The organism is Micromonospora rubida (assembly GCF_009908295.1).
GTDB lineage: Bacteria > Actinomycetota > Actinomycetes > Mycobacteriales > Micromonosporaceae > Micromonospora > Micromonospora rubida.
Genome location: NZ_JAAALO010000001.1, coordinates 425,950 through 449,476 on the forward strand (window position 1 = coordinate 425,950; position 23,527 = coordinate 449,476).

Annotated in this window: 22 protein-coding genes; 2 read left to right on the top strand and 20 right to left on the bottom strand. The window is 74.6% G+C overall.

Annotation, left to right across the window (positions count from 1 at the left end; all coding sequences use genetic code 11):
• Positions 1-170 precede the first annotated feature (170 nt).
• The 12 genes from GVV04_RS01790 to GVV04_RS01845 form a co-directional block, all read right to left on the bottom strand.
• Positions 171-1,529 (bottom strand): hypothetical protein, encoded by a 1,359-nt coding sequence (locus GVV04_RS01790; protein ID WP_201752786.1) that lies wholly within the window; start codon positions 1,527-1,529, stop codon positions 171-173.
• Entirely contained in the window at positions 1,529-2,500 is a 972-nt protein-coding gene (locus GVV04_RS01795) for an alpha-ketoacid dehydrogenase subunit beta (RefSeq protein WP_161683970.1), read from the bottom strand. Before GVV04_RS01795 ends, GVV04_RS01790 begins: the two co-directional genes overlap by 1 nt.
• Positions 2,500-3,471 (bottom strand): thiamine pyrophosphate-dependent dehydrogenase E1 component subunit alpha, encoded by a 972-nt coding sequence (locus tag GVV04_RS01800; RefSeq protein ID WP_161683971.1) that lies wholly within the window; start codon positions 3,469-3,471, stop codon positions 2,500-2,502. The genes GVV04_RS01795 and GVV04_RS01800 overlap by 1 nt, the downstream gene beginning before the upstream one ends.
• Complete coding sequence (locus tag GVV04_RS01805) at positions 3,468-4,265, bottom strand: DUF3050 domain-containing protein (RefSeq protein WP_161683972.1); 798 nt, start codon at positions 4,263-4,265, stop codon at positions 3,468-3,470. The genes GVV04_RS01800 and GVV04_RS01805 overlap by 4 nt, the downstream gene beginning before the upstream one ends.
• A 3-nt stretch (positions 4,266-4,268) precedes the next feature.
• Positions 4,269-5,198, bottom strand: a complete 930-nt coding sequence (locus tag GVV04_RS01810) for a phytanoyl-CoA dioxygenase family protein (RefSeq protein WP_161683973.1) — start codon at positions 5,196-5,198, stop codon at positions 4,269-4,271.
• Positions 5,195-6,280, bottom strand: a complete 1,086-nt coding sequence (hppD, locus tag GVV04_RS01815) for a 4-hydroxyphenylpyruvate dioxygenase (protein ID WP_161683974.1) — start codon at positions 6,278-6,280, stop codon at positions 5,195-5,197. The genes GVV04_RS01810 and hppD overlap by 4 nt, the downstream gene beginning before the upstream one ends.
• Before the next feature lie 71 nt (positions 6,281-6,351).
• Positions 6,352-7,611, bottom strand: a complete 1,260-nt coding sequence (locus GVV04_RS01820) for a beta-ketoacyl-[acyl-carrier-protein] synthase family protein (protein WP_161683975.1) — start codon at positions 7,609-7,611, stop codon at positions 6,352-6,354.
• Positions 7,608-9,224, bottom strand: a complete 1,617-nt coding sequence (locus tag GVV04_RS01825) for a class I adenylate-forming enzyme family protein (protein WP_161683976.1) — start codon at positions 9,222-9,224, stop codon at positions 7,608-7,610. Before GVV04_RS01825 ends, GVV04_RS01820 begins: the two co-directional genes overlap by 4 nt.
• Positions 9,221-9,787 (bottom strand): hypothetical protein, encoded by a 567-nt coding sequence (locus GVV04_RS01830; RefSeq protein WP_161683977.1) that lies wholly within the window; start codon positions 9,785-9,787, stop codon positions 9,221-9,223. The genes GVV04_RS01825 and GVV04_RS01830 overlap by 4 nt, the downstream gene beginning before the upstream one ends.
• Positions 9,784-10,878 carry a beta-ketoacyl-[acyl-carrier-protein] synthase family protein gene (locus tag GVV04_RS01835; RefSeq protein ID WP_161683978.1) on the bottom strand — a complete coding sequence of 365 codons (1,095 nt, stop codon included), beginning with the start codon at positions 10,876-10,878 and terminating at the stop codon, positions 9,784-9,786. Before GVV04_RS01835 ends, GVV04_RS01830 begins: the two co-directional genes overlap by 4 nt.
• Positions 10,871-11,116, bottom strand: coding sequence for an acyl carrier protein (locus GVV04_RS01840; protein ID WP_161683979.1), 246 nt, complete (start codon positions 11,114-11,116; stop codon positions 10,871-10,873). Before GVV04_RS01840 ends, GVV04_RS01835 begins: the two co-directional genes overlap by 8 nt.
• The gene (locus tag GVV04_RS01845) at positions 11,116-11,382 is read right to left on the bottom strand and encodes a phosphopantetheine-binding protein (RefSeq protein WP_161683980.1); all 267 of its coding nucleotides are present in this window, start codon (positions 11,380-11,382) and stop codon (positions 11,116-11,118) included. Before GVV04_RS01845 ends, GVV04_RS01840 begins: the two co-directional genes overlap by 1 nt.
• Positions 11,383-11,397: 15 nt before the next feature.
• Here GVV04_RS01845 and GVV04_RS01850 point away from each other — a divergent pair, with 15 nt between their 5' ends.
• Positions 11,398-12,138: a 4'-phosphopantetheinyl transferase family protein gene (locus GVV04_RS01850; protein WP_161683981.1), complete on the top strand. Its 741-nt coding sequence runs from the start codon at positions 11,398-11,400 to the stop codon at positions 12,136-12,138.
• A gap of 50 nt (positions 12,139-12,188) precedes the next feature.
• Here GVV04_RS01850 and GVV04_RS01855 read toward each other — a convergent pair whose 3' ends face one another.
• Positions 12,189-13,529 (bottom strand): class I adenylate-forming enzyme family protein, encoded by a 1,341-nt coding sequence (locus tag GVV04_RS01855; protein ID WP_407938741.1) that lies wholly within the window; start codon positions 13,527-13,529, stop codon positions 12,189-12,191.
• A 460-nt stretch (positions 13,530-13,989) separates the two neighbouring features.
• Between GVV04_RS01855 and GVV04_RS01860 the strand changes: the two genes are divergently transcribed.
• Positions 13,990-17,562, top strand: a complete 3,573-nt coding sequence (locus tag GVV04_RS01860; RefSeq protein ID WP_161683983.1) for an nSTAND1 domain-containing NTPase — start codon at positions 13,990-13,992, stop codon at positions 17,560-17,562.
• A 51-nt stretch (positions 17,563-17,613) separates the two neighbouring features.
• Here the strand turns inward: GVV04_RS01860 and GVV04_RS01865 are convergent, their stop codons facing one another.
• The 7 genes from GVV04_RS01865 to accB are packed head-to-tail and all read right to left on the bottom strand — an operon-like array spanning position 17,614 to position 23,521.
• Complete coding sequence (locus GVV04_RS01865; RefSeq protein ID WP_161683984.1) at positions 17,614-17,934, bottom strand: antibiotic biosynthesis monooxygenase family protein; 321 nt, start codon at positions 17,932-17,934, stop codon at positions 17,614-17,616.
• On the bottom strand, positions 17,931-19,220 hold the full coding sequence (locus GVV04_RS01870; RefSeq protein ID WP_161683985.1) for a beta-ketoacyl synthase N-terminal-like domain-containing protein: 1,290 nt from the start codon (positions 19,218-19,220) through the stop codon (positions 17,931-17,933). The genes GVV04_RS01865 and GVV04_RS01870 overlap by 4 nt, the downstream gene beginning before the upstream one ends.
• Entirely contained in the window at positions 19,217-20,491 is a 1,275-nt protein-coding gene (locus GVV04_RS01875; protein WP_161683986.1) for a beta-ketoacyl-[acyl-carrier-protein] synthase family protein, read from the bottom strand. Before GVV04_RS01875 ends, GVV04_RS01870 begins: the two co-directional genes overlap by 4 nt.
• The gene (locus GVV04_RS01880) at positions 20,488-20,922 is read right to left on the bottom strand and encodes a cupin domain-containing protein (protein ID WP_201752787.1); all 435 of its coding nucleotides are present in this window, start codon (positions 20,920-20,922) and stop codon (positions 20,488-20,490) included. Before GVV04_RS01880 ends, GVV04_RS01875 begins: the two co-directional genes overlap by 4 nt.
• A complete protein-coding gene (locus GVV04_RS01885; protein WP_161683987.1) occupies positions 20,915-21,643 on the bottom strand; it encodes an SRPBCC family protein in 729 nt (242 codons plus the stop codon). The genes GVV04_RS01880 and GVV04_RS01885 overlap by 8 nt, the downstream gene beginning before the upstream one ends.
• Positions 21,643-23,079, bottom strand: a complete 1,437-nt coding sequence (locus GVV04_RS01890; protein ID WP_161683988.1) for an acetyl-CoA carboxylase biotin carboxylase subunit — start codon at positions 23,077-23,079, stop codon at positions 21,643-21,645. Before GVV04_RS01890 ends, GVV04_RS01885 begins: the two co-directional genes overlap by 1 nt.
• 13 nt (positions 23,080-23,092) lie before the next feature.
• Complete coding sequence (accB, locus tag GVV04_RS01895) at positions 23,093-23,521, bottom strand: acetyl-CoA carboxylase biotin carboxyl carrier protein (protein WP_161684609.1); 429 nt, start codon at positions 23,519-23,521, stop codon at positions 23,093-23,095.
• Between the last annotated feature and the right edge of the window lie 6 nt (positions 23,522-23,527).

The window sequence follows — 23,527 nt, forward strand, 5'->3', positions numbered from 1 at the left end:
TGCCCGACCACCCCACCCGTGCCCCGCCTGACCCGCCTGACCGACGTCGATCATGCATTTATGGCCCTTGGTTCATTCACTTATGTCCACTTTAGGCGGGCCGCAAGTGCATGATCGACGCCGATGGGCGGCGGTGGGGGGCGGGGCGGGGGTGGGGGTGGGGTGGGGGGTCAGTCGGTTAGGAGGATGCCCGTGAGGAGGACGCCGCGGGCTAGGTTGAGGACGCTGTCGCAGCCGGGGAAGCCGACCCGGGCCAGGGCGCCGGAGCCCTGCCGGCCGAACAGGTACGGGGCGAGGCTGTACGGGACGTCGGCGGTGACCGTCTCCCCCGTCTCCATCCGGACGAAGTCCATCGCCACCCGGTCGGCCGGCATGTACTCCTGGAGGATGTAGCCGCCCTCGTCGATGGCGGCGCGCAGCCCCTCCTCCCACGCCTCGGCGGAGGTCTCCGGGCCGAGTAGCACCCCGATTCCGGCGGAGCCGTCGGCGGGCTTGGCGACCAGGTCGTGCTGCTCGGCCAGAGCCCGGGGCAGCTCGGTGGCGGTGAGCGCGCTGGTGCGCGGGACGTACCGGCGGATCAGCGCCTGGTCGGCCTCGGCCAGGATGTCGAGGTCCTCCCAGAGCCAGGCAAAGTTGATCTTGTTGCCGAGCAGCCAGGCGGCGGAGCTGACGAACATCGGCAGGGTGCCGGCCGCGAGGGCCCCGGCGACGGCGTCCAGGCCGGCGCTGGCGTGCACCCGGTTCGGCACGAACAGCCGGAACAGGCCGTCCACCGGGGCGCCGCCGACGACGAGCCGGCCCTTCTCGTCCAGGGTCGACAACTTGAGCTGGGCGATGACCAGGTCGATGCCGAAGTGCCGGGCCCGGTCTGCCAACGGCGAAAGGATCCTGATGAAGTCGTCCGGGGTCTCCAGGCCGGGGTAGTCGGCGTCGAAGTCCAGCAACAGCGCCACCCGGGCCCCGTCGGCCAGGCCCAGCTCGTCCCGGATCGCCACGAACCGCTGGTCCAGGAGGGACGGCGCGGGCCGCACCGGCAGCCCGTCGAAGATGCCCTGGTCCTGGTAGATCTTCGTGTACCGGTAGACGACCGTGTCGGCGTCGAAGCCGCCGCCGAGACTGCTGTCGATGTTGTACTCGACGAACTTCGGCACCCCGCCGGAGATCAGCACGTCCGGCCGGTACGCGGCCAGCAGCGCCTCGGACAGCTCCTCGTCCTCGTCGAGCAGCCTCGTCTCCTCCGCCGGCACGCCGAGCAGCCGGGTCAGCTCCCCCGCGGTGCGGGCGCGGCGCTGGCACGTCTCCAGAATGAGCTGGGCGAGCCGGTCGCAGACCTCGTTCAGCTCGCGGAAGGCGTCCGCCGGCATGACCGGCGGGCGGGCCAGCCGCCACGTCTGGTTGTACGTCGCGCAGCCGTAGAAGACCTCCTTCCAGGCGGCGGCACCAGCGGCCACCATCGCCGCTCGGGTCGGCTCCGGCAGGTCGTTCCACGCCTGGTCAAGCCTGGGCCAGGCGTAGTTCGGATCGATCATCATCCGTCCTTCATGGTGAGTTGGATGGCGGCGGTGAGCTGCTCGCGGCCGGGCTGCACGGCCCGGTCCAGCGCCGGGGCGAAGGGCAGCACCGCGCCGTCGGGGCGGGTGACCCGCCGGGGCGGCGCGAGCAGCCGCACCCGTTCGACCACGGTCGCCATGATCTCCCCGGCGATGCCGCAGGACCGGTTGGAGTCGTCGACCACGACCAGCCGGCCGGTGCGGGCCACGGACTCGGTCAGCCCGTCCCAGTCGAACGGGTAGAGCGTGCGGGGGTCGAAGACCTCCACCGAGACCTGCCCGGCCAGCTCCTCGGCGACGGCGAGCGCGTCGTGCACCAGGTGCCCGACCGCTACCACGGTGACGTCGTCGCCGGCCCGGTGCACCCGGCCCTTGCCGATCGGCACCGGGGCCAAAGTGGCGAAGTCCACGTCGGCCCGGACGTCCATCGCCCCGGCCGGGGCGAACAGCACCACCGGGTCGACGTGCCGGATCGCCGACACCAGCAGCCCGTACGCGTCGGCCGGGGTGGCCGGGACGAGGGTGGTCACCCCGACGTGGGCGAACAGGCTGTACGGGTGGTCGGAGTGCTGCCCCGCCCACCCGGTCCGCGAGCCGGAGCCCGGGACCAGGTAGGTGACCGGCACCGCGCACTGCCCGCCCGTCATCAGCGGGAACTTGTGCGCGTGGTTGACGATCTGCTCGAACACCAGGAACAGCAGGGACGGGATCTGGAACTCCACCACCGGGCGCAGCCCGGCCAGGGCCGCCCCGGTGGCGAAGTTGGTGAACGCCTGCTCCGACAGCGGGGTGTCCAGCACCCGCTCCGGCCCGAACTTCTTCAGCAGCCCGGCGGTGACGTTCGAGGCGGCCACCCGGATGTCCTCGCCGAGCAGGAAGACCGACTCGTCGCGGGCCATCTCGTCGGCGAGCGCCCGGGTGAGCGCCTTGCGGTACGACAGCCGTGGCATCAGCCACCTCCCATCCGGGCGACCAGCCCGCTGGCGTACAGGTACTCCAGCGCGCCGGCCGGGTCGGGCTCGGGGCTGGCCAGGGCGAACTCCACCGCCGCGTCGAGGGTGGCCTCGACCTCGGCGTCGACGGCGGCCCGGTCGGCGTCGGCCAGCCGGCCGCCCTGGATCTCGACCGGGTCCCGGGACCGGCCCCGGGCCACCTCCTCGGGCGCGCGGTAGTCGAGGCGTACCGCGTGCTCGAAGGTGTGGTGGGCGTCGAAGCGGTAGGTGCGGGCCTCGATCAGCTCCGGCCCGCCGCCGGCGCGCATCCGGTCGACGGCGGCGGACGCGGCCAGGCGTACCGTCTCGGGGTCCTGGCCGTCGACGACGGCGGCCGGCATGCCGAACGCCTCGGCCCGGCCGCCGATGGTGCCGGCCACCGCGCCCTCGACGGGCATGGTGGTGGCGTAGCCGTTGTTCTCGCAGACGAACAGCACCGGCACCCGCCACAGCGCGGCCAGGTTGAACGCCTCCAGCAGCATCCCCTCGTTGACCGCGCCGTCGCCGAAAAAGGTCGCCCCGACGATGTCGTCGCCGCGGCGCCGCCGGGCCCACACCGCTCCGGTGAGGATGGACCCGGCGGCGCCCACGATGGCGTTGGCGCCGAGCACCCCGACGCCGAGGTCGGCGGCGTGCATGGAGCCGCCCCGGCCCCGGTTGAGCCCGGTGACCCGGCCCAGCAGCTCGGCGAGCATGCGGGCCGGGTCGGCGCCCTTGGCGAGCACGTGGCCGTGCCCGCGGTGGGTGCCGGTCACCAGGTCGTCGGCGCGCAGCGCGGCGCAGACCCCGACGGCGATCCCCTCCTGACCGAGGTACGGATGGATGCCGCCGACGATCGCTCCGGAGCGGACCAGCTCGATCGCCCGCTCCTCGAACCGGCGGATCAGCCGTACCGCCCGGTACAGCCGGACGGGATCGGTGGGGGTCACGCCGGGCGGCCCTCCTTGATCGCGTCGAGGATGTCGTCCCAGAGCTGCGCCCGGGCGGCCAGCGCCATGTTGACCGTGTCGGCGCACTCCTGCCACTTGGCGTCGTCGTCGCCGCACAGGTCCGCCAGCATCTGCATGGCCATCGGGGTGTGCTGCTCCCCGTCGACCTCGATGTGCCGCTCCAGGTAGTCGACGAACTTGTTCAGCTTCTGGCTGCGCTCGTTGACCGCGACGACCTGGGTGAACATGTCGGGGATCAGGTCTTCCCGGCCGAAGGCGAACGCCGCCGCCTGGCAGTGCACCGGGGTCGACTCGATGATCTTCCAGGTGGTGCCGGCGAACGCCCGGGACGGGCCGGGCACGCCGGCGGACTCCAGCGCCTCGGTCACCGACGTGCCGGCCCGCAGCAGGTCGATCAGGGAGTTCACGGCGGTGGTGTCGGCGCCGGCCTCGGCCATGCCCTGCACGTACAGCTCGAAGTGGCTGATGTAGCCCTCGCCGAGCTCGTCGCTCTCCTCCACCATCACGATGTCGTTGATCAGCCGCCGGCTGCCGGTGGGCCCGGTGGGGATCCACGGCACCGTCACGCAGGTGAGCTGCCGCTGCAACGACTTCAGCAGGGACATGAAGTCCCAGACCGCGAAGACGTGGTGCTCCATGAAGGCGACCAGCGCCTCGTGGGTGTCCAGGTTGGCGTACAGCGGGTGCTTGACCACCACGTCGCGGCGGTCGCTGACCGCCTGCTCGAGCCGCTCGATGCCCGGGTGCGTCTTGCCCCAGTCGTACCGTGACATTGTTCAGCCTTCCTGCTGGGCGCTGTCGCGCCAGATAACCGGGCAGTATTCGGGGTCCGCGTAGTCCGGCCGCCCGTCGTCGGTGCGGCGGACCAGCACGTCGTGGTTGTACGCGGCGAGGGTGCCGTCGGAGAGCGGGAACTCCCGGTAGGCGTTCGCGCCGTCCTGCAGGTGCAGCGAGATCGCCCGGCGGGGGCGGTCGCTGACGTTCGCGCCGCTGCCGTGGTAGGTGCGGCAGTGGTGGAAGCTCACGTGTCCCTTGGGGATCACCATGGGGATCTTGTTGATCTGGGCGCCGTTGTGGGCGGCGTTCTCGGCCAGCATCTCCTCGAGCTGGCCGCGGTCGCGCTCGGCGAAGTGCCGCACGACGGTGTCGTTCGCGCCGATCTCCTTCCACCGGTGCGACCCGTCGACCATGGTGATGGTGCCCATCTCCTCGCCGCAGTCGTGGAAGGGGATGAACGCGGTGAGCATCTCCTCGGAGGACGAGGACGACCAGTAGTGCTTGTCGAAGTGCCAGGGCACGATGTTCGACGGCTCGCCGGAGATCGGCGGCTTGTAGATCAGCGTGGACTGGAACACCCGGATCTCGGCAGCCCGGGCCAGCCGGGCGGCGACCGCCCCGAGCAGCGGCTTGCGCAGGATCGCGGCGATCCCGTCGTGCTCGTGGTGGACGTAGTCGTTGTGCCGCTGCACCGGGCCCTTCGACGGGTCCCAGTAGGCCAGCTTCGGCGGGCGCACCGGCAGGGTGCGGTCCCGCTCGCCGTCGTAGTACCGGTCGGTGGCCGCCACCAGGGCGTCCACCTCCTCGTCGGTGAACAGCTTCTTCGACAGGTACCAGCCGTGCTCGGCGTAGAACCGCACGTCCTCCTCGGACGGCAGCAGCGCCTCCTCCTCGGCGGTCAAAGCCGGCTGAAAGTCGACGGTAGTCACGCTCCCACCCCCTGTGCTGTGGCCGTGGCGGCCAGCTCGCGTTCCTTGGCCTCGTAGAGGGCCTTGACGTTGCCGCTGCCGAAGGTCAGCGCCCCGCGCCGCTCGATCAGTTCGAGAAAGAGCGTGCGGCGCACGTGAATCGACTCGGTGAAGATCTGCAACAGCTGGCCTCCGTGGTCGCGGTCGACCAGGATGCTCAGCTCCCGCAGCCGGTCCAGCGGCGCGTCGACCGGGCCGACCCGCCGCTCCAGGTCGTCGTAGTAGGCACCGGGGGTGCCGGCGAAGCGGACCCCCCGCCCGCGCAGCGCGCCGACGGCGGTGACGATGTCGTCGGTGCGCAGCCCCAGGTGCTGCACCCCGGCCCCGGCGTGCTCGGCGAGGAACGCGTCGATCTGCCCCGGCCGGTGGCTGGTGTCCGGCTCCAGCAGCACCAGCGTGACCCGCCCGGACGGGCTCTGCACCGCCGTGGAGTTCATCGCCTGCCCGGCGACCTCCACGTGCTCGGTGAAGATGTCCGAGAAGCCGAAGACCCGCTCGTAGTGGGCGACGGTCTCCCCGAGCTGCCCCGGCGGCACGCAGATGGCCAGGTGGTCGATCTCGGTGAGCAGACCGTCGTCCCCGCCGGTCGGCGGGTCCATCTCGAACGCCCCGGGCAGGAACTCGCGCCGGTCGCCCCGGCGCTGCACCAGCCGGTGCAACACGTCGCCGAAACCCCCCACCTCGGCGGTCACCACCTCGGCGTCCACGCCGGTGAAGGTGGTCGGTGGGGTCACCGGCGTCGCCCCGCGGGCCACCAGCTCGGCGTACGCCCCGGCGGCGTCGTCGACCTCCAGCGCCACCACCGCGATGCCGTCGCCGTGCCGCTGCACGTACGTCGACGCCGGGTGCTGCGCGGTCAACCCGGAGGTGAGCACCATCCGGATGTCGGCCTGGCCCAGCAGCAGCGAGCGCTGCCCGGCCAGCCCGGTCTCCGGGCCGCCCTGGCCGCGGAGCCGGAACCCGACGGCGGTGCCGAAGTAGAAGGCGGCCTGCCGGGCGTCCCCCACGTAGAGTTCGATGTGATCTATAGAACGGATGTCCATTTTCCAGCCCTTCCCCATGTCCCCCCGTGACTGCCGCCCGGGCGGCGTACCGCCCGGAGTGGAACGAGCGATCACCTCCCCGGAGCGGCGGCGCGCGCACCCGCACCGGTGCTGCGCCGCAGTAGCAGGCTGACGTTCTGACCGCCGAACCCGAACGAGTTGGTCAGCGCGTGCTCCGGGGCGGCCGCCCTCGGTTCCTTGCTGATGTGATCGGCGGGGCAGGCCGGGTCCGGGTCGTCGAGGTTCCAGGTCGGGGGCAGCAGCCCTCGGCCCAGCGCCAACGCCGTGGCCGCGGCCTCCAGCACCCCGGACGCGCCGAGCAGGTGCCCGGTGAGCGCCTTGGTGGAGCTGACCGGCACCCCGCCGTCGCCGAACACCGCGGTCAGCGCGGCGGTCTCGGCGATGTCGCCGAGCTTGGTCGCCGTGCCGTGCGCGTTGACGTAGCCGATGTCGCCGGCCGTCACTCCCCCGCCGGCCAGGGCGCGGCGCATGCACTCCGCCGCCCCCGACCCGTCCGGCCGGGGCGCGGTCGGGTGGTACGCGTCGGTGTTCGCCCCGTAGCCGGCCACCTCGGCGTACCCGGTGACGCCCCGGGCGGCGGCGTGCTCGGCGCGTTCCAGCACCAGCAGCGCCGCACCCTCGGCGAGCACGAAGCCGTTGCGCCGGGCGTCGAACGGCCGGCTCGCCTCGGCCGGGTCGGCCCAGCCCCGCGCGAGGGCCCGGGCATTGCCGAAGGTGTCGGCGAAGGTGGGGAACAGCGGGGCCTCGCTGGCCCCGCAGACCACCACGTCGGCCTCACCGGCCCGGATCAGCCGGACCGCGTCGGCCACCGCCTGCGCACCGGACGCGCAGGCGGTGCCGACCGACGAGCTGTAGCCGCGGATGCCGTGGGCGATGGCGATCCGCGCCGCCGGCATGTTCGGCAGGATCCCGGTGAGCAGGTACGGGCTGACCGCCGCCCGGCCCCGGGCGGCCCGGGCCAGCACCTGGCTCTCCAGGGTGGACATCCCGCCGACCCCGCCCACGATCACGCCGATCCGCCCGGGGTCGACGTCCCGGCCCACCTCGATGCCGGCGTCGGCGAGCGCGTCGGCGGCGGCGAGCAGGGCGAGCACCACGATCCGGTCCAGCACCCGGGTCTCCGGGCCGGACGCGACGGTGCGCGGGTCGATGTCCGGCAGCAGCCCGGCCACCTCCAGGGACTCCCGTGCGGGGTGGTCGTCGGCCGGGCGGGTCAGCCCGGACCGGCCGGTGAGCAGGGCGTCGAAGGTCTCGGCGACGCCCCGCCCGACCGGGGTGAACAGGCCCATCCCGGTGATGACGGCGGTCATGACGGCGACTCGGTCAGGTAGCGCTCGCGCAGCGCCACCTTGCGCACCTTCCCGGTCACGGTGACCGGGATGTCCTCCGAGCGCACCGGCACCACCCGGCGCAGGGTCGCCCCGACGTCCTCGCCCAGCGCGGCGCGCACCGCCTCGGTGCGGTCGGCGTCCGGGTCGGCGCCGGCGGCCAGCTCCAGCAGCACGTCGGTGACGACCGTGTCGTTCTCCCTGACGATGACCACCGTGCAGTCGGTGACGTCGGGGCAGGCGGCGAGGATCCGCTCCTCGGACAGCGCGGTGAAGTACCGCCGGCCGTCGCCGACCTCGACGGAGTCGGCCGCCCGGTCCATGTGGTAATACCGGCCCTCGTCGTCGGCGTACACCAGGTCGCCGGTGAGGTACCAGCCGCGCAGCCGGAACCGGTACGTGGTGACCGAGTCGTTCCAGTAGCCCCGGAACAGCGACGGGGAGTCGATGCCGAGCCAGCCGACCTGCCCCGGGGGCAGCTCGTTGCCCTCGGCGTCGAGCACCGCGACCTTGGTGAACCGGTACGGGCGGCCGACGCAGCGGCCGTACTGGTCGGTCTCGGCGGTGTGGGTGATGTGGAACATCGAGTGGCCCATCTCGCTGGACCCCAGCCCGTCGATGAAGACGGACCCGGGCACCCGGACCACTCCCTGGCGGGTGACGGTGTCCCGCGAGCCGACCGCGACGAGCCGGCGCACGTGCGGCTCGTGCGAGCAGTCGCCGGTGTTGAACCACAGCCGCACCGAGTCCAGGGCGTACCCGGACAGGTCGAACCGGGCCAGCTCCGCCCAGGTGACGGAGAACCCGAACACCCCGTCCGGCCGCCACCGCTGGATGGCGTCGAGCACCCGTTCCCCGCCCTGCTCGGACAGCAGGAACATCTCCGCCCGGTTGCCCAGCGCCTGGTTGACCATGAGGACGGTCGCGGTGTGCGGGGCGGGCAGCGCGTTGAGGATACGGCCGGTGCCCTGCGCCTGCGGCATGGACAGCAGGTGCCGGGTCGCGGCGAAGAGACTCGCGTGCGAGTGCAGCACCGCCTTCGGCACGCCGGTGGTGCCGGAGGTGTGGGTGATGACGATCGGGTCGTCCTGATGGTGCCGGTAGTGCGCCGGGGCGGCGGCCGGGTCGCCGGCGCCGGCCTCGGCGGGGGTGCCGATCAGCGGCGCGCCGAGGTCGTGACCGGCCAGCAGCTCGGTGTGCGCGGCGTCGGCGAGCACGCCCGCGCCGCGCAGCCGGCGGATGTACTCGGCGGCGATCTCGGGGCGCAGCCTGCCGTTCATCAGCGCCGGGATCGCGCCGATGCGGGTCAGCGCCAGGAAGCTGAGCACCATGTCGGCGGCGGCGGTGGCCCAGACGGCGACCGGGTCGCGCGGCTTGACGCCCCGGGCGTGCAGCCAGGCAGCCCGGGCCGCGACCAGCTCGTCGAGCTGCCCCAGCGTCAGCGGGTGCTCGGCCGGGTGCCCGTCGACCGGCGTGTCGAAGGTCAGCCCCGGGCCGTCCGGGTCGGCGCCGTGCGCCAGCACCCGGGCCAGCACGTTGCCGGCGCCCAGTTCGGTGTCGGCGGCCAGCACGCCGCGCAGTCCTCTGGTCCTCATCGCGTGTCTTCTCCCCCCAGCAGCACCGCGGTGGCCCGGATCCCGGGCGCCTCGCCCGGAGTCCCGGCCGCGACGCCCGCACCGGCGTCGTCGGGTGCCTGCTCAATCATGATCAACAATGTCTCGTCGGCGTCGCCGTCGTACCGCAGCAGTTCCGCCTCGGCCGTGCCCTCGGCCAGCGGATCCCCGGTCGGGGCGACGCAGACCACCGGCCCGCCCAGCCCCCAGCGCGCGGCGACGTGCCCGGCGACGCTGTTGGGCACCGACTGGTAGAAGAACAGCGGCCCGGGCCGCCCGCCCCGCGCGACCGTGGCGTGCACGTGGTCGGCGCTGGCCCGGTCCCCGGCGGCGCTGACCAGCACCACCGCGGTCCGGACGCCGACCGGCTCCGGGGCCGGCCGTTCGCCGTGCCGCCGGGTGAGGCACCGGTCGGCGACGGCCGCCACGACCGGGCTGAACGTCGAGTGCACGAAGCCGGGCAGGGTCGGCGGCGCGCCGTCGCCCGGCTCGGGCCAGCGCGCCTGCGCGAGCACCCGCAGCGCGCCGGGCGTTCCCCCGGTCACGCCGCACCCACCAGAAGGGCGGTGTTGGCACCGCCGAAGGCGGAGTTGAGGCTCAGCGCGTAGGCGGTGGCGGCCCGGCGCGGCGCGTCGCGGATGACGTCCAGCGGGCACGCCTCGTCCGGGCCGAGCCAGCCGGCGTTGACCGGCAGCTTCCCGTGCCGCACCGCGAGCACGGTCACCACCAGCTCCAGCAGCCCGGACGCCTCCAGCGCGTGCCCGTGCAGCGCCTTGGTGGAGCTGACCGGCACCCGGCCGGCGTGCTCACCCCAGGCCAGCCGCAGGGCCGCCGCCTCGGCGGCGTCGCTGTACCCGGTGCCCGTGGCGTTGGCGTTGACGTACCCGATCTCCTCGGGGTCGAGCCCGGCCCGGCGCAGGGCCGCGCCGACCGCCCGGGCCAGCCCACGCCCCTGCGGGTCGGGCTGGCAGGGGTGGTGGCCGTCGCCGGCCCGCCCCCAGCCGAGCACCGACGCCAGCGTCGGCGCGTCCCGCCGCCGGGCCGCCCCGGCCGACTCCAGCACCACGGCGGCCACCCCGTCGCCGAGCAGCAGCCCTCGGCGGCCGGCGCTGAACGGGCGCACCGCGCCGTCGGTCGCGAGCGCCCGACCGGCGTCGAACAGCGCGTACTGGTCGGGCTCGACCAGGTAGCCGGCGGCGACGACGACCCGGTCGACGTCGCCGCGACCGATCAGCGCGGCGGCGTCGGCCACCGCCGTGGACGCCGACACGCAGGCGCTGGTGTAGACCCGGGGGGCGCCGGCCAGCCCGCACCGGCCGGCCACTTCCCCGGCCAGCGCGGGCACGCCCGCCCCGCCGTGCGCGGCGAGCAGCAGCGGCGCGCCGGCCCGGTCGCCGGCGCCGAGCCGGGCCGCCGCGCAGGCGGCGTCCACCGCCTCGGCCAGCTCGTCGGCCAGCGGGCCGACCTCCGGCAGGGTGGCCGCCACGGCGACCCGGCGGGCCGAGGTGTCGAAGCGACCGACCGGCCGGAACGCCGGGGTGCCGGCGAGCACCCCGGCGAGCTGCGCCTCGGCTCCCCTGCCGAGGGCGCTGAGCGCGTGGACGCCGGTGATCCTTACGCCGGGCCGCTCAGCCATCTGCGGGAGCGGTCAGGCAGGCGTGGAACACCGCCAGGGCGTCGTCGACCGTCCGGATGCCGGCGAGTTGGTCGTCGGTGAGGTCGAGCCGGCGGTCGTAGCGCTGTTCGACGAGGTGGACCAGCCAGGCGAGTTCCATCGATCCCACCCGGTCGGACACCTGGTCGACCGGTTTCGCGGTCATCTCGGCGAGCATGGTGAGCAGGTCAGCTCGCCCCAGGTCGGGCTGACCGGACATCAGGCGTTGCCGTCGGCCGACGCGACGACGCGGTCGGCGATCATCGTGGTGAATTCGCCGACCGTCATCAGGGCCAGCTTCTCGGACTCGTCGTCGGCGAACTTCAGGCCGTAGCGGTCCTCGACCCGCACGGCCAGGTCGGCCAGGGCCAGCGACTCCAGGTCGACGCCGGAGGGGCCGAGGGTGGTGTCGTCGTCGATGTCGTCGATGTCGTAGTTCATGTCGGTGAGCTGCTCGATCACAAAGACCCGGACCTCGTCGCGCATGGTTAACCTCTTTCCGTGAGCCAGTCAGCGGTGCCCGGTCGGGACACCGTGTACGTGTGGTTCGGCCGCACCACCGGCGATCGGCCGGAGGCGGCCCGACGGCTGTTGCGGCACGCGGGTGGCATGCTGCTCGGCCGGGCGGAGGCGGAGATCCGGGTGGGGCGCGACGCCGCGGGGCGGCCGTTCGCCCGCACCGGTGACGCGGCCGAGCTGCCGGTCAGCGTGAGTCACTCCGGCGACGTCGTGGTGGTCGCGGCCCGCCGCGCCGGCCCGGTCGGGGTCGACGTGGAGACGCGCCGGGAGCTGCCCGCGGTGGCGCTGGCCCGCCGCTGGTACGCCCCGGAGGAGGCCGCGTGGCTGGCCGACCGGCCCGCCGAGCGGCACGCCGAGGCGTTCCTGCTGCTCTGGACGGCCAAGGAAGCCGTCGGCAAGGCCCTCGGCCGAGGGCTGCGTGACGGCGGCCTGGGCCGGCGGATGCCCCGGCCCGATGGGCCGGGCGGACTGCTGCGCCCGGTCCCCGGGCCGGGCGGCCTGTGGGTCGGCCATCCCCGGCTGACCGGCGACGCCGCCGGTGACCGGGTCGCCGTCGCGGCCCTGGCAGGCAGCCCGGCGCTGGTCGCCGCCGCCGCTTTGACCGACGATCCGGCCCTGGCAGGCAGCCCGGCGCTGGTCGCCGCCGCGGCGGGGCCCGGCGGGCTGGTGCTGGCGGTGGCGGCCGGCGGGCCGGTCGACGGGGTCGAGCTCATTGCCGACTGATTGATCAGTCAGCGTCGGGGGCGCGACGGAGAACCGCCGGAGCGGGCTGGTCACGGCGTGGCCGCCCGCAGCGCCTGGGTCGAACGGACCAGCTTGCCGGTGGTGGTCCGGGGCAGCCGGTCGAGCAGGTGCAGCGTCCGGGGCCGCTTGTAGCCGGCGAGCCGCTCGGCGATCAGCTTCTCCAGCGCCTCCTCCGACAGCGGCCCGTCCGGCTGCACGTACGCGGTGATGCCGTCGTCGTAGACCACCACGGCGGCTCCGACGCCGGGCAACCCGGCGAGGGTCGCCTCGACCTCGGTGAGGTCGACCTTCAACCCGCCCACGGACACCTGGGAGTCGAGCCGGCCGCGCACGGTCACCAGGCCGGTGTCCGGGTCGACGAGGCCGGCGTCGCGGGTGTGCAGCCAGCCGTCGGACCAGCGATCCGGGTCGGAGAGCCCGACGTAGGGCGACTCCGGGCAGCTCACCCAGAGCTCGCCGGTGGCAGACTCGCGCACCTCGATGCCGGGGGCGGGGGCGATCGCCGGGCGGTGCCGACCGTGCAGGTCGGTGCCGATCACCCCGACCTCGGTCATCCCGTACATGTTGCCCAGCGGCACCCCGAACCGGTCGGTGAACGCGGCGACGACGGCCGCCGGGACCAGCTCGCCGCCGGTCGTCATCCGCTTGAGCTGCGGCAGCGGGCCGGCCGACCGGGTGGAGGCCAGCAGTCCGATGTGGAAGGGGACGCCCAACACGGTGGCGGGGGTGTCGTCGGCGGCGACGGCGGCGAGCACCGCGTCTCCGCTGAGCCGGTCCGGCGGGACCAGCGTGATCCGGGCGTGCAGGCCGTAGAGCAGGCCGCCCACGAGGCCCAGCACGTGCACCATGGACGGCAGCAGGATGATCCGCTCCCCGGGCAGCGCGACCCCGTCGATCCGGGTGTAGCGGCGCACCTCGGCGACGAGCGAGGCGGCGCTGCGACCGATCACCTTGGACGGTCCGGTGGAGCCGGAGCTGAGCTGGATCACCGCGTGTGGGCTGCCGGCCGGCCGGTCCGAGTGGGCGGTGACGCCCTCGGTCACGTCGACGAAGACCTTCAGTGCGGCGGGGCCGGTGCGCACCGGGGCCACCACGACCTGCGGGGTGAGCCGCTCCAGGGCTTGCTCCACCTCGTGGTCGGTGAGCCGGTGGTCCAGCAGGATGGCCTGCGCGCCGCTGCGCCAGGTGGCCAGCAGGTTCACCACGTACGCCAGCGACGGCGGCAGCCGCAGCGCGACGGCCCCGCCGGGGCGCAGCCCGCCCTCGGCGAGCCGGGCCTGGGCCTCGCCGACCAGCCGACGCAGGGTGCCCCGGTCCACCGGGTCGGGCAGCCGGAAACAGACGTCGGTCGACGGGCCGGCCAACAACACTTCGTCAACCCAGGCAGCATCGTCTACTGTAGATTCGGCTGCCGAACGATCCTTGCTCACTGTGGTCTACCGCCAAGCATCAGAAAAGGGCACAACCGCCCAATATGGTGCGTCTTTCGGTGTGCTGACGGAACAGTACGACAAGCGCCGAGGCCATTACTAGGTGCGAATGGCTAGATCAAAAAGGTCGGCCGGCCCGATTGCCGGTCGGCCGGTTCGGCGGGCAGGATCGGCCGCAACGGGGCGGCCGGCGGCAGCCTGCCCGCGTACACCCGGCGTCCGGCGGGGGCGTGAGCCTGCCCGCCTGGGAGCGGGCCCACCGGGGCGGCAACCTGCCCGCCGCCACGGGCCCGAGGTCCCGGCCCGGCTTCGTCCCCGTGGCGGCGCGGACCCGACATGATGGTCACAGGGCCGCAGACGGCCCGGCCCCTGCCGATCGACCGACGGGAACGGGTGGACCGTGGACGGAACGCGCCGCATCCCGATCGAGGCCGCTCTGGTCCGCCTCTGGAAGGGCGAGACCCCGGTCGGCGCCGGCTTCCTCGCCGGGCCGAGCCACCTACTCACCGCCGCCCACGTGGTGGCCACCGCACTCGGCTGCCCGGCTGACGGCGACCCGCCCACCGACGCGGTCGAGGTGGACTTCCCGCTGCTCGCCCCGGGCCGCCGGCTGACCGCCGAGGTCGTGGCCTGGCAGCCGGTCGCCCCCGAACACACCGGTGACGTCGCCGGGCTCCGCCTGCTCTCCCCACCCCCGCCCGGGGCGAGGCCGCTCAGCTTCGCCCGGCACCGGAGCCTCTCCGACGCCCAACTGGTCATGGTGGGCTTCCCGGCCGCCCTGAGGATGGGTGGCTGGGTGTACGGCCGCACCGGCGGCGCGGTCGCCACCGGCTGGGTGGAGATCCTCAGCGACGACCGCCGGCCGTCCACGCTGGAGAAGGGCTTCTCCGGGTCACCCGTGTGGGACACCGAGCTCGACGCCGTGATCGGCATGGTGGTGCAGAAGGCCAGCGGCACCCCGCCCCGGATCGGCTACCTCCTCCCCACCGACCGGCTCCTGCCGGCCTGGCCGGAGCTGGCCCGGGTCGCCGAGGGCGAAGCCCCGTTCCGGGGGTTACGGGCGTTCGGCGAGCAGGACGAGGCGCTCTTCTTCGGCCGCACCGAGCAGGCGGAGCAGCTCGCCCGGCAGGCGCTGTCCGTGCCGGTGCTCTGCCTGGTCGGGCCGTCGGGGGTCGGCAAGACCTCACTGTTGCACGCCGGGGTTCTCGCCCGGCTGCGCCGCACGCCGCGCCTCGCCTTCGCCGTCCTGCGCCCGTCGGACGCGGCCACCGGGCTGCACGCCCTCGCCCTGGCGCTGGACCGGCTGACCGACCCGGACCCGATGGACGGGACGGCCACCCAAGTCCGGACCCCGGTCGACCGGGTGGACCGGGTGGCCGCGCTGGCCGCCCGGCTGGTCGACGCGGGCGGCGCCGACGTGCTGGCGACCGTGCTCGCCGCCACCGGCGCCGACCGGCTGGTCCTCGTGGTGGACCAGTTCGAGGAGGTGCTCGCCCAACCGGAGGCCGCCCGCCGCGCCCTGACCGACGCGCTGGGCGCGGCGCTGCGCCCGGGGGCGCGGGTGTCGGTCCTGCTCGCCCTGCGGGACACCTTCCTCGGGGCGTGCCTGCGCGACCCGACGATGACGGAGCTGACCGCCCGCTGGCTGCCGGCCACCGTCGCCGAGCTCACCCCGTCCCAGTTGCGCGAGGTGGTCACCGGGCCGCTGGCCAGCACCGGCACGGTGACGGCGGAGGCCGGGCTGGTCGGGCGGATCGTCGACGACGTGCGGGACGCGCCGACCGCGCTGCCCCTGGTCCAGTTCACCCTGACCGAGCTGTGGCAGCGCCGGCACGCGGGGCTGCTCACCCACGGGGCGTACGACGAGCTGGGTGGGGTGCGCGGCGCGCTGGCCGGCTACGCCGAGCGGGTGTGGGGCAACCTCGGCCCGGCGGCCCGGGCCGCGGCGGAGCGGCTGCTGGCCCAGCTCACCCGGCCGCTGCCCGAGTCCGGGCTGTCGGTGCGCCGTACCGCCGCCCTGGCCGACCTGGACGACGCGCAGCTCGCGGTCGCCCAGCGGCTGGCCACCACCCGGCTGCTGGCGCTGCGGACGGCCGACGCGACGCCCGGCGTCGAGCTGGCCCACGAGTCGCTGGTCACCGGATGGGAGCGGCTGCGCGCGCTCACCGACCGGCACCGCGAGTTCCGCACCTGGCAGGAGATGCTGCGGCTGCGGATGGCCGGCACGCCGGCCGGCGACGCGGCGGGGCGGCGGTGGCTCACCGGCGGGGACCTGCACGACGCCCGGCGCTGGGCCGGCACCCACGGCGACCAGCTCGCCCCCGCCGAGCGCGCCTTCGTCGCCGACAGCTCGCGCCGGCACAACCGGCAGATCCTCGCGGCCCTCCTCGTCCTGCTGGTCGTCGTGGGCGCGGTGGGGGGAGCGTGGCGCACCACCGCCGAGCAGCGCGCCGAGATCGCCGCCGCCGACCTCGCCAGGGAGGCCGGCGCTCGGGCGGGGGTGGACAGCTACGGGGCGAACCAGCTCGCGCTGCGGGCCTGGCGCACCGACCCCGACGTGTCGTTCACACCCGGCGGCGCCCCGGACTGGTACGAGGGGGTGGACGCGCTGCTGCCGCACTACGCGGGCGTACGAAGCACCACGGCGGAGCCCACCTCCGGCAGCGCGACCAGCAAGCCGCCCACCGGCGAGTGGTTCCGCAGCGACCTGTCGCAGCAGCTCAGCGCCGACGGCACCCGACTGGTCACGCAGGACGCGGCGCTCCGCCCCGCGCTGTGGCACCTGACCGACGCCGTCAGCCGGGACGCCACCCTGACCCGGCTGGCCCGATCGGGCGTCGGCACCGGCCGGCCGGTCGTCAGCCGTTCCGGCGATCGGGTGGCGTTCGTCCAGTCGGTCCTGCCGGTCCTGCGGACGGGGGCGCCGGTGGACGGCAGGGGGCTCCCGAAGCCCGACCCCGACGACTACCCCACCTGCCGGCCCGCCTCGCTGTTCGAGGCGCTGAGCTGCCTCGTGGTCTACGACACCGGGGCGCGGCGGGTGAGCCACGCGGTGCCGCTGGACGGGATGGCGGCCGGTCTGCGGGTCCGGGCCATGAGCATCGATCCCACCGGGGAGGTGCTCGCCCTCGTGACGCCGGCCAGCAGAAAGCTCGGCGACCCGGGCGCGGACCTGAACACCGTCGTGCTGTACGACCTGCGCACCGGGGCGGAACGCAGCCGGGTCACCCTGGCCTGGCGCAGCACGGTCGCCAGGCTCTGGCTGGGCCCTGGCGGGCGCAGCGCGCTGCTGGTCGAGGTGCCCTCGGGCGAGGGCGGCACGCTCGGTCGGATCGCCCTGTCCGCCGCGGACCTGACCGGGGCGACCGCCCGGCGGGTCCTGGTCGACGGGATCAGCGACGTGGCGATGAGCGCGGACTGGAGCACGGTCGCCGCCACCACGCGGGACCGGACCGGCGACAACGCCCGGGTGAGCGTCCTGGACACCGCCTCGCTGCGCCCGAAGGCCCCGGCGATCGACCTGCGGCCGGAGGAACGGAGCGGGGCCATCGCCCTGGACGCGACCGGGTCGACCCTGGTGCTGTCCTGGCGGCGCGACCTGCTCAGCGCCACCACCAGCGACATCGGGGAGCTGGCCGCCAGCGCCACCCCCGAGGTGAGCGTGTGGTCGCTGCCCGACGGGGCCCGCTCCGGCGAGCGCCGCACCCACTCCGGCGAGTGGGATGCGGTGGTGCCCCTGGGTCGGGGCCCGGACGGGCCGGTGGCGGTGCTGGACAGCAGCACGATCGGCGTCGCCCTGCCGGCCGCCGGGAAGCCGCCGCCGCTGCGCCGACTGGCGCAGGACACGCGCCGCCGCTCCGTCGACGACGTGATGGACCGGCTCTGCGGGCTGCTGGCCGACCCGAACACCGACGACGCCGTACGCGACCGCGTGCCGGGCGACGCCGACCAGGGTGAGCTGTGCCCGGGCTGAGGCGACGCCGGTCTCGGCCACACCCTCCGGCCCGTCCCGCGTGGGCTCCGATCACGCCAGGGCGGGCGTCTGCGCGTAGACCAGGAAGCGCAGCGACAACTCCTCCTCGCTGAAGCACTCGCGCAGCGGCCGCACCAGGTCCCGGTGCTGCGCGCTGCGCTCCCACGCCTCGAACGCGGCCAGGTTGACCCACTCGCTGGTGATCAGCCACTGCTCCGGGTCGGCGGCCGAGCGGCACACCTGGTCCACCAGGTGCCCCGGCGTCCCCTCGGCGACCAGGTGCCGGATCGACTGGTACGCGCGGAGGAAGTCCCCCGTGCGCTCGTCCGGCACCCTGACCAGGAACACCACCCGGGCCCGCTGTTCGATCATCCATCCGCTCCTCTCGTCACGCCGGGCTCGGCCGCCCGGCGGGGTTGTGGCGCCGGGCGGCCCGCCGCGCCGCGCAGCACCAGCGCGCTGTTGAAACCGTCGAACCCGCGGGCGCCGACGAGCGCCACCCGGGATGCGGGCCGGCGCGGCTCACGCAGGAAGTCCAGATCGCAGCCGTCGGCGGGGCGGTCCGGGCCGGCGGAGGCGGGCAGCGTGTCGTGCGCGAAGGCGAGCAGGGCCGTGGCCACGTCCAGCGCCGACCCGCCCTGGTGGGCCCGGCCGGTCAGCGGCTTCTGGGTGGTCACCGGGACTCCACGCGCCCCGAACACCGCGCGCAGCGCGTCGGCCTCGGCCCGGTCGTGGCGGGGGGTGCCCAGCGCGTCGGGCAGCACCACGTCCACGTCCTCCGGGGCGACCCCGGCGCGGTCCAGGGCCAGCCGCATCGCCCGGGCGTACTGGGCGGGGTCGCCCGCCGAGTCGGGGCCGGTGTGCGCGGCGTCGTGGGTGGACCCCCACCCGGCGACCTCCCCGTAGACCCGGGCGCCCCGGGCCAGGGCGTGCCCCAGCTCCTCCACCACGAACACCGCGCCGCCCTCCGCCGGGACGTACCCGGCGGCGTCGGCGTCGAAGGGCCGGTACGCCCGCTGCGGGTCGTCCTCCGCGCTGAGCAGCCCGGAAGCGAGCTGGCAGGCCAGCGCGTACGGGCTCAGCGGGCACTCGGTGGCCCCGGCGATCACCACCGGGGTGCCCCGGCGCACGGTGCGCACCGCGTGCGCGAGGCTGTCCAGCCCGCCGGCGGACTCGCTGACCAGCACCCCGCACGGGCCCTTGAACTGGTGGTGGATGGAGAGCTGCCCGACGCTGGCCGCGTAGAACCAGGCGATCGACTGGTACGCCCCGACGGTGCGCGACGTGCCGCCCCAGAGCCGTTGCAGCTCCCGCTGGCCGAACAGGTTCCCGCCCGACGAACTGGCCAGGGTGACCGCGTACCCGTACGGGTCGGGGGCCCGCTCGGGCAGCCCCGCGTCGGCCAGCGCCAGCCGGGTGGCCGCGAACCCCAGGTGGGTCCACCGGTCGGTCTGCACCAGCCGGCGGTTGTCCGCCCAGGTCAGCGCCTCGAAGCCGGGCACCTCACCGGCGATCCGGGTGGGGTAGGACGCCGGGTCGAACAGGGTGATCGGGCCGGTGCGCCGGGTCCGCGTGGACACCGTGGACCAGTGCGCGTCCGCGCCGACGCCACTCGGGGCGACCACCCCGATGCCGGTGACCACCGCCCGGGCGGTCACCCGGCCACCACCGGGGACAGCCGGCGGAACAGCATCGCCGACTGGAAGCCGCCGAAGCCGCTGCCCACCGACAGCGCCACATCCACCGGCAGTTCCCGCGCCACGTTCGGCACGTAGTCCAGGTCGCACTCCGGGTCGCGGGTGGCCCAGTTGGCCGTCGGTGGCACCACCCCGTACTCGACGGCCAGGGCGCAGGCGGCCATCTCGATGGAGCCGATCGCGCCGAGCGAGTGCCCCACCATGGACTTGATGGAGCTGATCGGCACCCGGTGGGCGGCCTCGCCGAGGGCCCGCTTGAACGCCGCCGTCTCGTGCCGGTCGTTCTGCCGGGTGCCGGAGCCGTGCGCGCTGATGTAGGAGACCTGCTCGGGAATCAGCCGGGCCTGCTTCAGGGTGGCCGAGATGGCCAGCCCCATCTCCAGCCCGTCCGGGCGCAGCCCGGTCATGTGGTAGCCGTTGCTGCGGCTGGCGTACCCGGCCAGCTCGCAGTAGACGTGCGCGCCCCGGCGGCGGGCGTGCCCGTACTCCTCCAGCACCAGCACGGCCGCGCCCTCGGCGAGGACGAAGCCGTGCCGGTCGGCGTCGAACGGGCGCGAGGCGTGCGCCGGGTCGTCGTTGTCGGGACTGGTCGCCTTGATCGCGTCGAAGGAGGCGACGGTGACCGGGGAGATCGGCGAGTCGGCCGCCCCGGCCAGCACGATGTCGGCCTCGCCGTCGGCGATGAGCTGGTGGGCGTACCCGATGGCGTCGATGCCGGAGGTGCAGCCGGTGGAGATCACCTGCGCCGGGCCGTGCAGCCCGTGCCGGCAGGCCACGTCGGCGGCCAGGCTGCTGGGGATCAGTGCCTGATACAGGTACGGCCCGCCGCGCGCGTGGTCGACGAGCCAGCGGCTGCCGGAGTCGCTGACGGCGACGTACTCCTGTTCGAGGGCCATGGTGCCGCCGACGGCGGTGCCGAGCACCACCCCGGCGCGGTCCCGCTCGGCGTCGGTCAGTTCCAGCCCGCTGTCGGCGATCGCCTCGATCGAGCAGGCCAGCGCGAACTGCACGTACCGGTCGGCACGGCGCCGCTCGGCCTCGGTGAGCCCGGCGGCGACCGGGTCGAAGTCGCACTCGGCGGCGATCCGGGAGCGGAACGGCGACGGGTCGAAGAAGCTGATCCGCCGCGTCGCCGTACGCCCCTCGGTGATCGTCTTCCAGAACCGGTCCCGGGTCGCGCCGCCCGGGGCGACCACCCCGATGCCGGTCACCACCGTGCGGCGCGCGGTCACGACACGCCCCGCTGTTCGGCCAGTTCGGTGTCGACGTGCCCGAGCTCCGGGCGGGGCGCGAGCGGACCCAGGTGGAACACCACCTCGGCCGGCTCGGTGCCGGTGTTGCGCAGCCGGTGCCGCACGTTGACCGGCACGAACAGGGACTCACCGGTGGCCAGCGGCACGGGGCTGCCATCCAGGTCGACGGTGATCGCCCCGCGCGTCACGTACAGGAACTCCTCGCTGTAGGGGTGGTAGTGCTCGGCGATCCGCTCCCCTGGGGCCAGGGCCGCCACCCCCATGAACCCGGAGGTGCTGCCGACCGTCTTCGGGCCGAGCAGCACCCGCAGTTCGCCGCCGCGGCGCCGGTCGGCCGGCACGTCCCGGCCGGCGACGGGCCGGTGCGCCGGTGCGTCGGCCGCCGGCCGCTGGTCGGTGGTCTCACTCATCGTCGCCTCCGGTGGTGGTGTTGCGGGACCCGGCCGCCCGCTCGATCCGTTCCTTGATCACCGTGAGCTGGACACGGCTGTTGGCGTTGATCCGCGCGGTCATCCCCGCGTTGTCCAGCGGCGCCTGCGGGCGCATCGCGAAGTCCTGCGTCCAGGTCATCCGGGTGCCGTCGGGCTCGGTGTCGTAGCGCCAGTGGATGCGCATGTACTCGAACGGGCCGGTCTCCACCCGGTGCGCCCGCACCTCGCGGCTCTCCCAGTCGGTGGTGCGTTCGCTGACCCAGCTCCACACCGTGCCGTTCTCGTCCGGGTGCATGGTCAGCCGGAACCGGACGGTGCGGCCGTCGCGTTCGAGGATGTCCGCCGTGGCGTACTCGGTGAACAGGTCCGGCCAGTTCGCCACGTCGTTGGTCAGTTCCCAGACCAGCGGCAGGGGCGCGGCGATGACGATGCTGTTCTCGGTGTGCCCGGGCGGGTCGGTCTCCCGGGCGACCAGCTCGGCGACGGCGTCGATGCTCAGCTGCCCGGCCTCCTCCGGGATGCGCACCCGGTACCGGTCGGCGAGCACGGCGGACAGTTCGAGCAGGGCGAGCGAGTCCATGCCGAGTTCCTCCAGGGACGCGGCCGGTTCCCGGGCCGCGGCCTCGGCGTCCAGGCCGCAGTGCGCCACCAGGATCTCGGTGATCTCGGTGGTCAACGGTCGGCCGTGGGTAACGGTCATCAGTTCCTCCTCTGGTCGTGGCCGGACGGCACGGCGCCGTCGGCGGTCGGGGCGGCGGCACCGGCCGCGGCGTCGGCGGCCGGTTCGGCGGCCCGCAGCAGCCGGTCGACCAGGCCGGTCGAGTAGCGCCCCTTGCGGAAGGCGGCGTCGTCGAGCACCCGCCGGACGAAGGGGATGGTGGTCCGCACGCCCGGCCCTCCGATGTCGAACTCGTCGAGCGCCCGTTTCAGGCGGTTCAGCGCCAGTTCCCGCTCCGGCGCCCACACGGCGACCTTGGCGAGCAGGGAGTCGTAGTGGGGGCCGACGACGTAGCCAGGTCGGCCGTGGGTGTCCACCCGGGTGAACGGCCCCCCGGGCGGATGGAACCGTTCCAGCCGGCCGGGGGTGGGCGCGAACCCGCGGTCCGGGTCCTCCACGTTGACCCGGCACTCCACCGCGACGCCGCGCGGGCGGACGTCGGACTGCCGCAATCGCAGCGGCATCCCGGCGGCGATGTGCAGTTGCTCGTGCACCAGGTCGATCCCGGTGATCATTTCGGTGACCGGGTGTTCCACCTGGATCCGGCAGTTGATCTCCAGGAAGTGGAACCGGTCGGCGTCGTCCACCAGGAACTCCACCGTGCCGGCGCCGGTGAAGCCGACCTCCAGCACCCCCCGCAGCGCGGCCCGCGCGATGCTGTCCGCGACGGCCGCCGGCAGCGACGGGGCGGGCGCCTCCTCCACCAGCTTCTGGTGGCGTCGCTGCACCGAGCAGTCCCGGGTGCCCAGGTGCACGCCGCTGCCGCTGCCGTCGCAGAGCACCTGCACCTCGACGTGCCGCGCGTCGGTCAGATACCGCTCGACGTACACCCGGTCGTCGCCGAAGGCGGCCAGGGCTGCGGCCCGGGTCCGCGCGTACGCCCCGGGCAGGTCGCCCGGGGTGTACACCACGGTCATGCCCCGCCCGCCGCCGCCTGCGGCGGCCTTCACGATCACCGGGTAGCCGACCTCGGCGGCGATCTCGGCGGCCCGCTGCGCCGTCGGCAGGGTCTCCACGCTGCCCGGGGGCAGCGGCAGCCCGGCCCGGCGCATCCACGCCCGCGCGGTGGCCTTGTCCGACAGCGCGGACATCACCGACGGCGGCGGGCCGATGAACGTGAGCCCGTTGTCGGCGCAGATCTCGGCGAAGTCGGCGTCCTCGGAGAGGAACCCGTAGCCCGGGTGCACGGCCTGCGCCCCCGTGCGCCGGGCCGCCTCCACGATCGCCGCCGCGTTGAGGTAGCTGCGCCGGGCCTCCGCCGGCCCGATCCGGACCGCCTCGTCGGCCAGTCGCACGACCGCCGAGTCGGCGTCGGCGCTGGAGTAGACGGCCACCGTCCGCACGCCCAACTCCCGGCACGCCCGCAGCACCCGCAACGCGATCTCGCCCCGGTTGGCGATCAGCACCTTCTCGAACATGTCCCCACCCGACCTAGGCCGGTTCCAGCGCGACCAGCGGCTGGTCGTACTCGACCGGCGCCGCGTCGTCGGCGAGCACCGCCGCCACCCGGCCGGCCCGGTCGGCCGTGACCTCGTTCATCAGCTTCATCGCCTCGACGATCCCGACCACCTGACCGGGCCGGATCAGGTCACCGACCGCGACGAACGGCGCGGCACCAGGTTCCGGCGCGCGGTAGAACGTGCCGACGATCGGCGACCGCACGACGGCGCGGTCGGTCTCCTCGCGCGGCGGCGCGGGTTCGGCGCGCGGGGCGTCCGGCTGCTCCGCCGTACCGTGCCACTCCACCTCCAGGGCGGTCTGCCCGCTGCTCAGCCGCACCCGGCGCACCGGGCCCGCCAGCTCGGCGACGAGGGCCCGGGCGTGCCGGCGCAGCCCCGCCAACACGACGTCGTCGGGCATCGTCTC

Coding starts and splice junctions, on each gene's coding strand:
- GVV04_RS01790 (WP_201752786.1), bottom strand. CDS start 1,529: ATGATCGATCCGAACTACGCCTGGCCCAGGCTTGACCAGGCGTGGAAC.
- GVV04_RS01795 (WP_161683970.1), bottom strand. CDS start 2,500: ATGCCACGGCTGTCGTACCGCAAGGCGCTCACCCGGGCGCTCGCCGAC.
- GVV04_RS01805 (WP_161683972.1), bottom strand. CDS start 4,265: ATGTCACGGTACGACTGGGGCAAGACGCACCCGGGCATCGAGCGGCTC.
- hppD (WP_161683974.1), bottom strand. CDS start 6,280: ATGGACATCCGTTCTATAGATCACATCGAACTCTACGTGGGGGACGCC.
- GVV04_RS01820 (WP_161683975.1), bottom strand. CDS start 7,611: ATGACCGCCGTCATCACCGGGATGGGCCTGTTCACCCCGGTCGGGCGG.
- GVV04_RS01825 (WP_161683976.1), bottom strand. CDS start 9,224: ATGAGGACCAGAGGACTGCGCGGCGTGCTGGCCGCCGACACCGAACTG.
- GVV04_RS01835 (WP_161683978.1), bottom strand. CDS start 10,878: ATGGCTGAGCGGCCCGGCGTAAGGATCACCGGCGTCCACGCGCTCAGC.
- GVV04_RS01840 (WP_161683979.1), bottom strand. CDS start 11,116: ATGTCCGGTCAGCCCGACCTGGGGCGAGCTGACCTGCTCACCATGCTC.
- GVV04_RS01845 (WP_161683980.1), bottom strand. CDS start 11,382: ATGCGCGACGAGGTCCGGGTCTTTGTGATCGAGCAGCTCACCGACATG.
- GVV04_RS01865 (WP_161683984.1), bottom strand. CDS start 17,934: ATGATCGAACAGCGGGCCCGGGTGGTGTTCCTGGTCAGGGTGCCGGAC.
- GVV04_RS01880 (WP_201752787.1), bottom strand. CDS start 20,922: ATGAGTGAGACCACCGACCAGCGGCCGGCGGCCGACGCACCGGCGCAC.
- GVV04_RS01885 (WP_161683987.1), bottom strand. CDS start 21,643: ATGACCGTTACCCACGGCCGACCGTTGACCACCGAGATCACCGAGATC.
- GVV04_RS01890 (WP_161683988.1), bottom strand. CDS start 23,079: ATGTTCGAGAAGGTGCTGATCGCCAACCGGGGCGAGATCGCGTTGCGG.
- accB (WP_161684609.1), bottom strand. CDS start 23,521: ATGCCCGACGACGTCGTGTTGGCGGGGCTGCGCCGGCACGCCCGGGCC.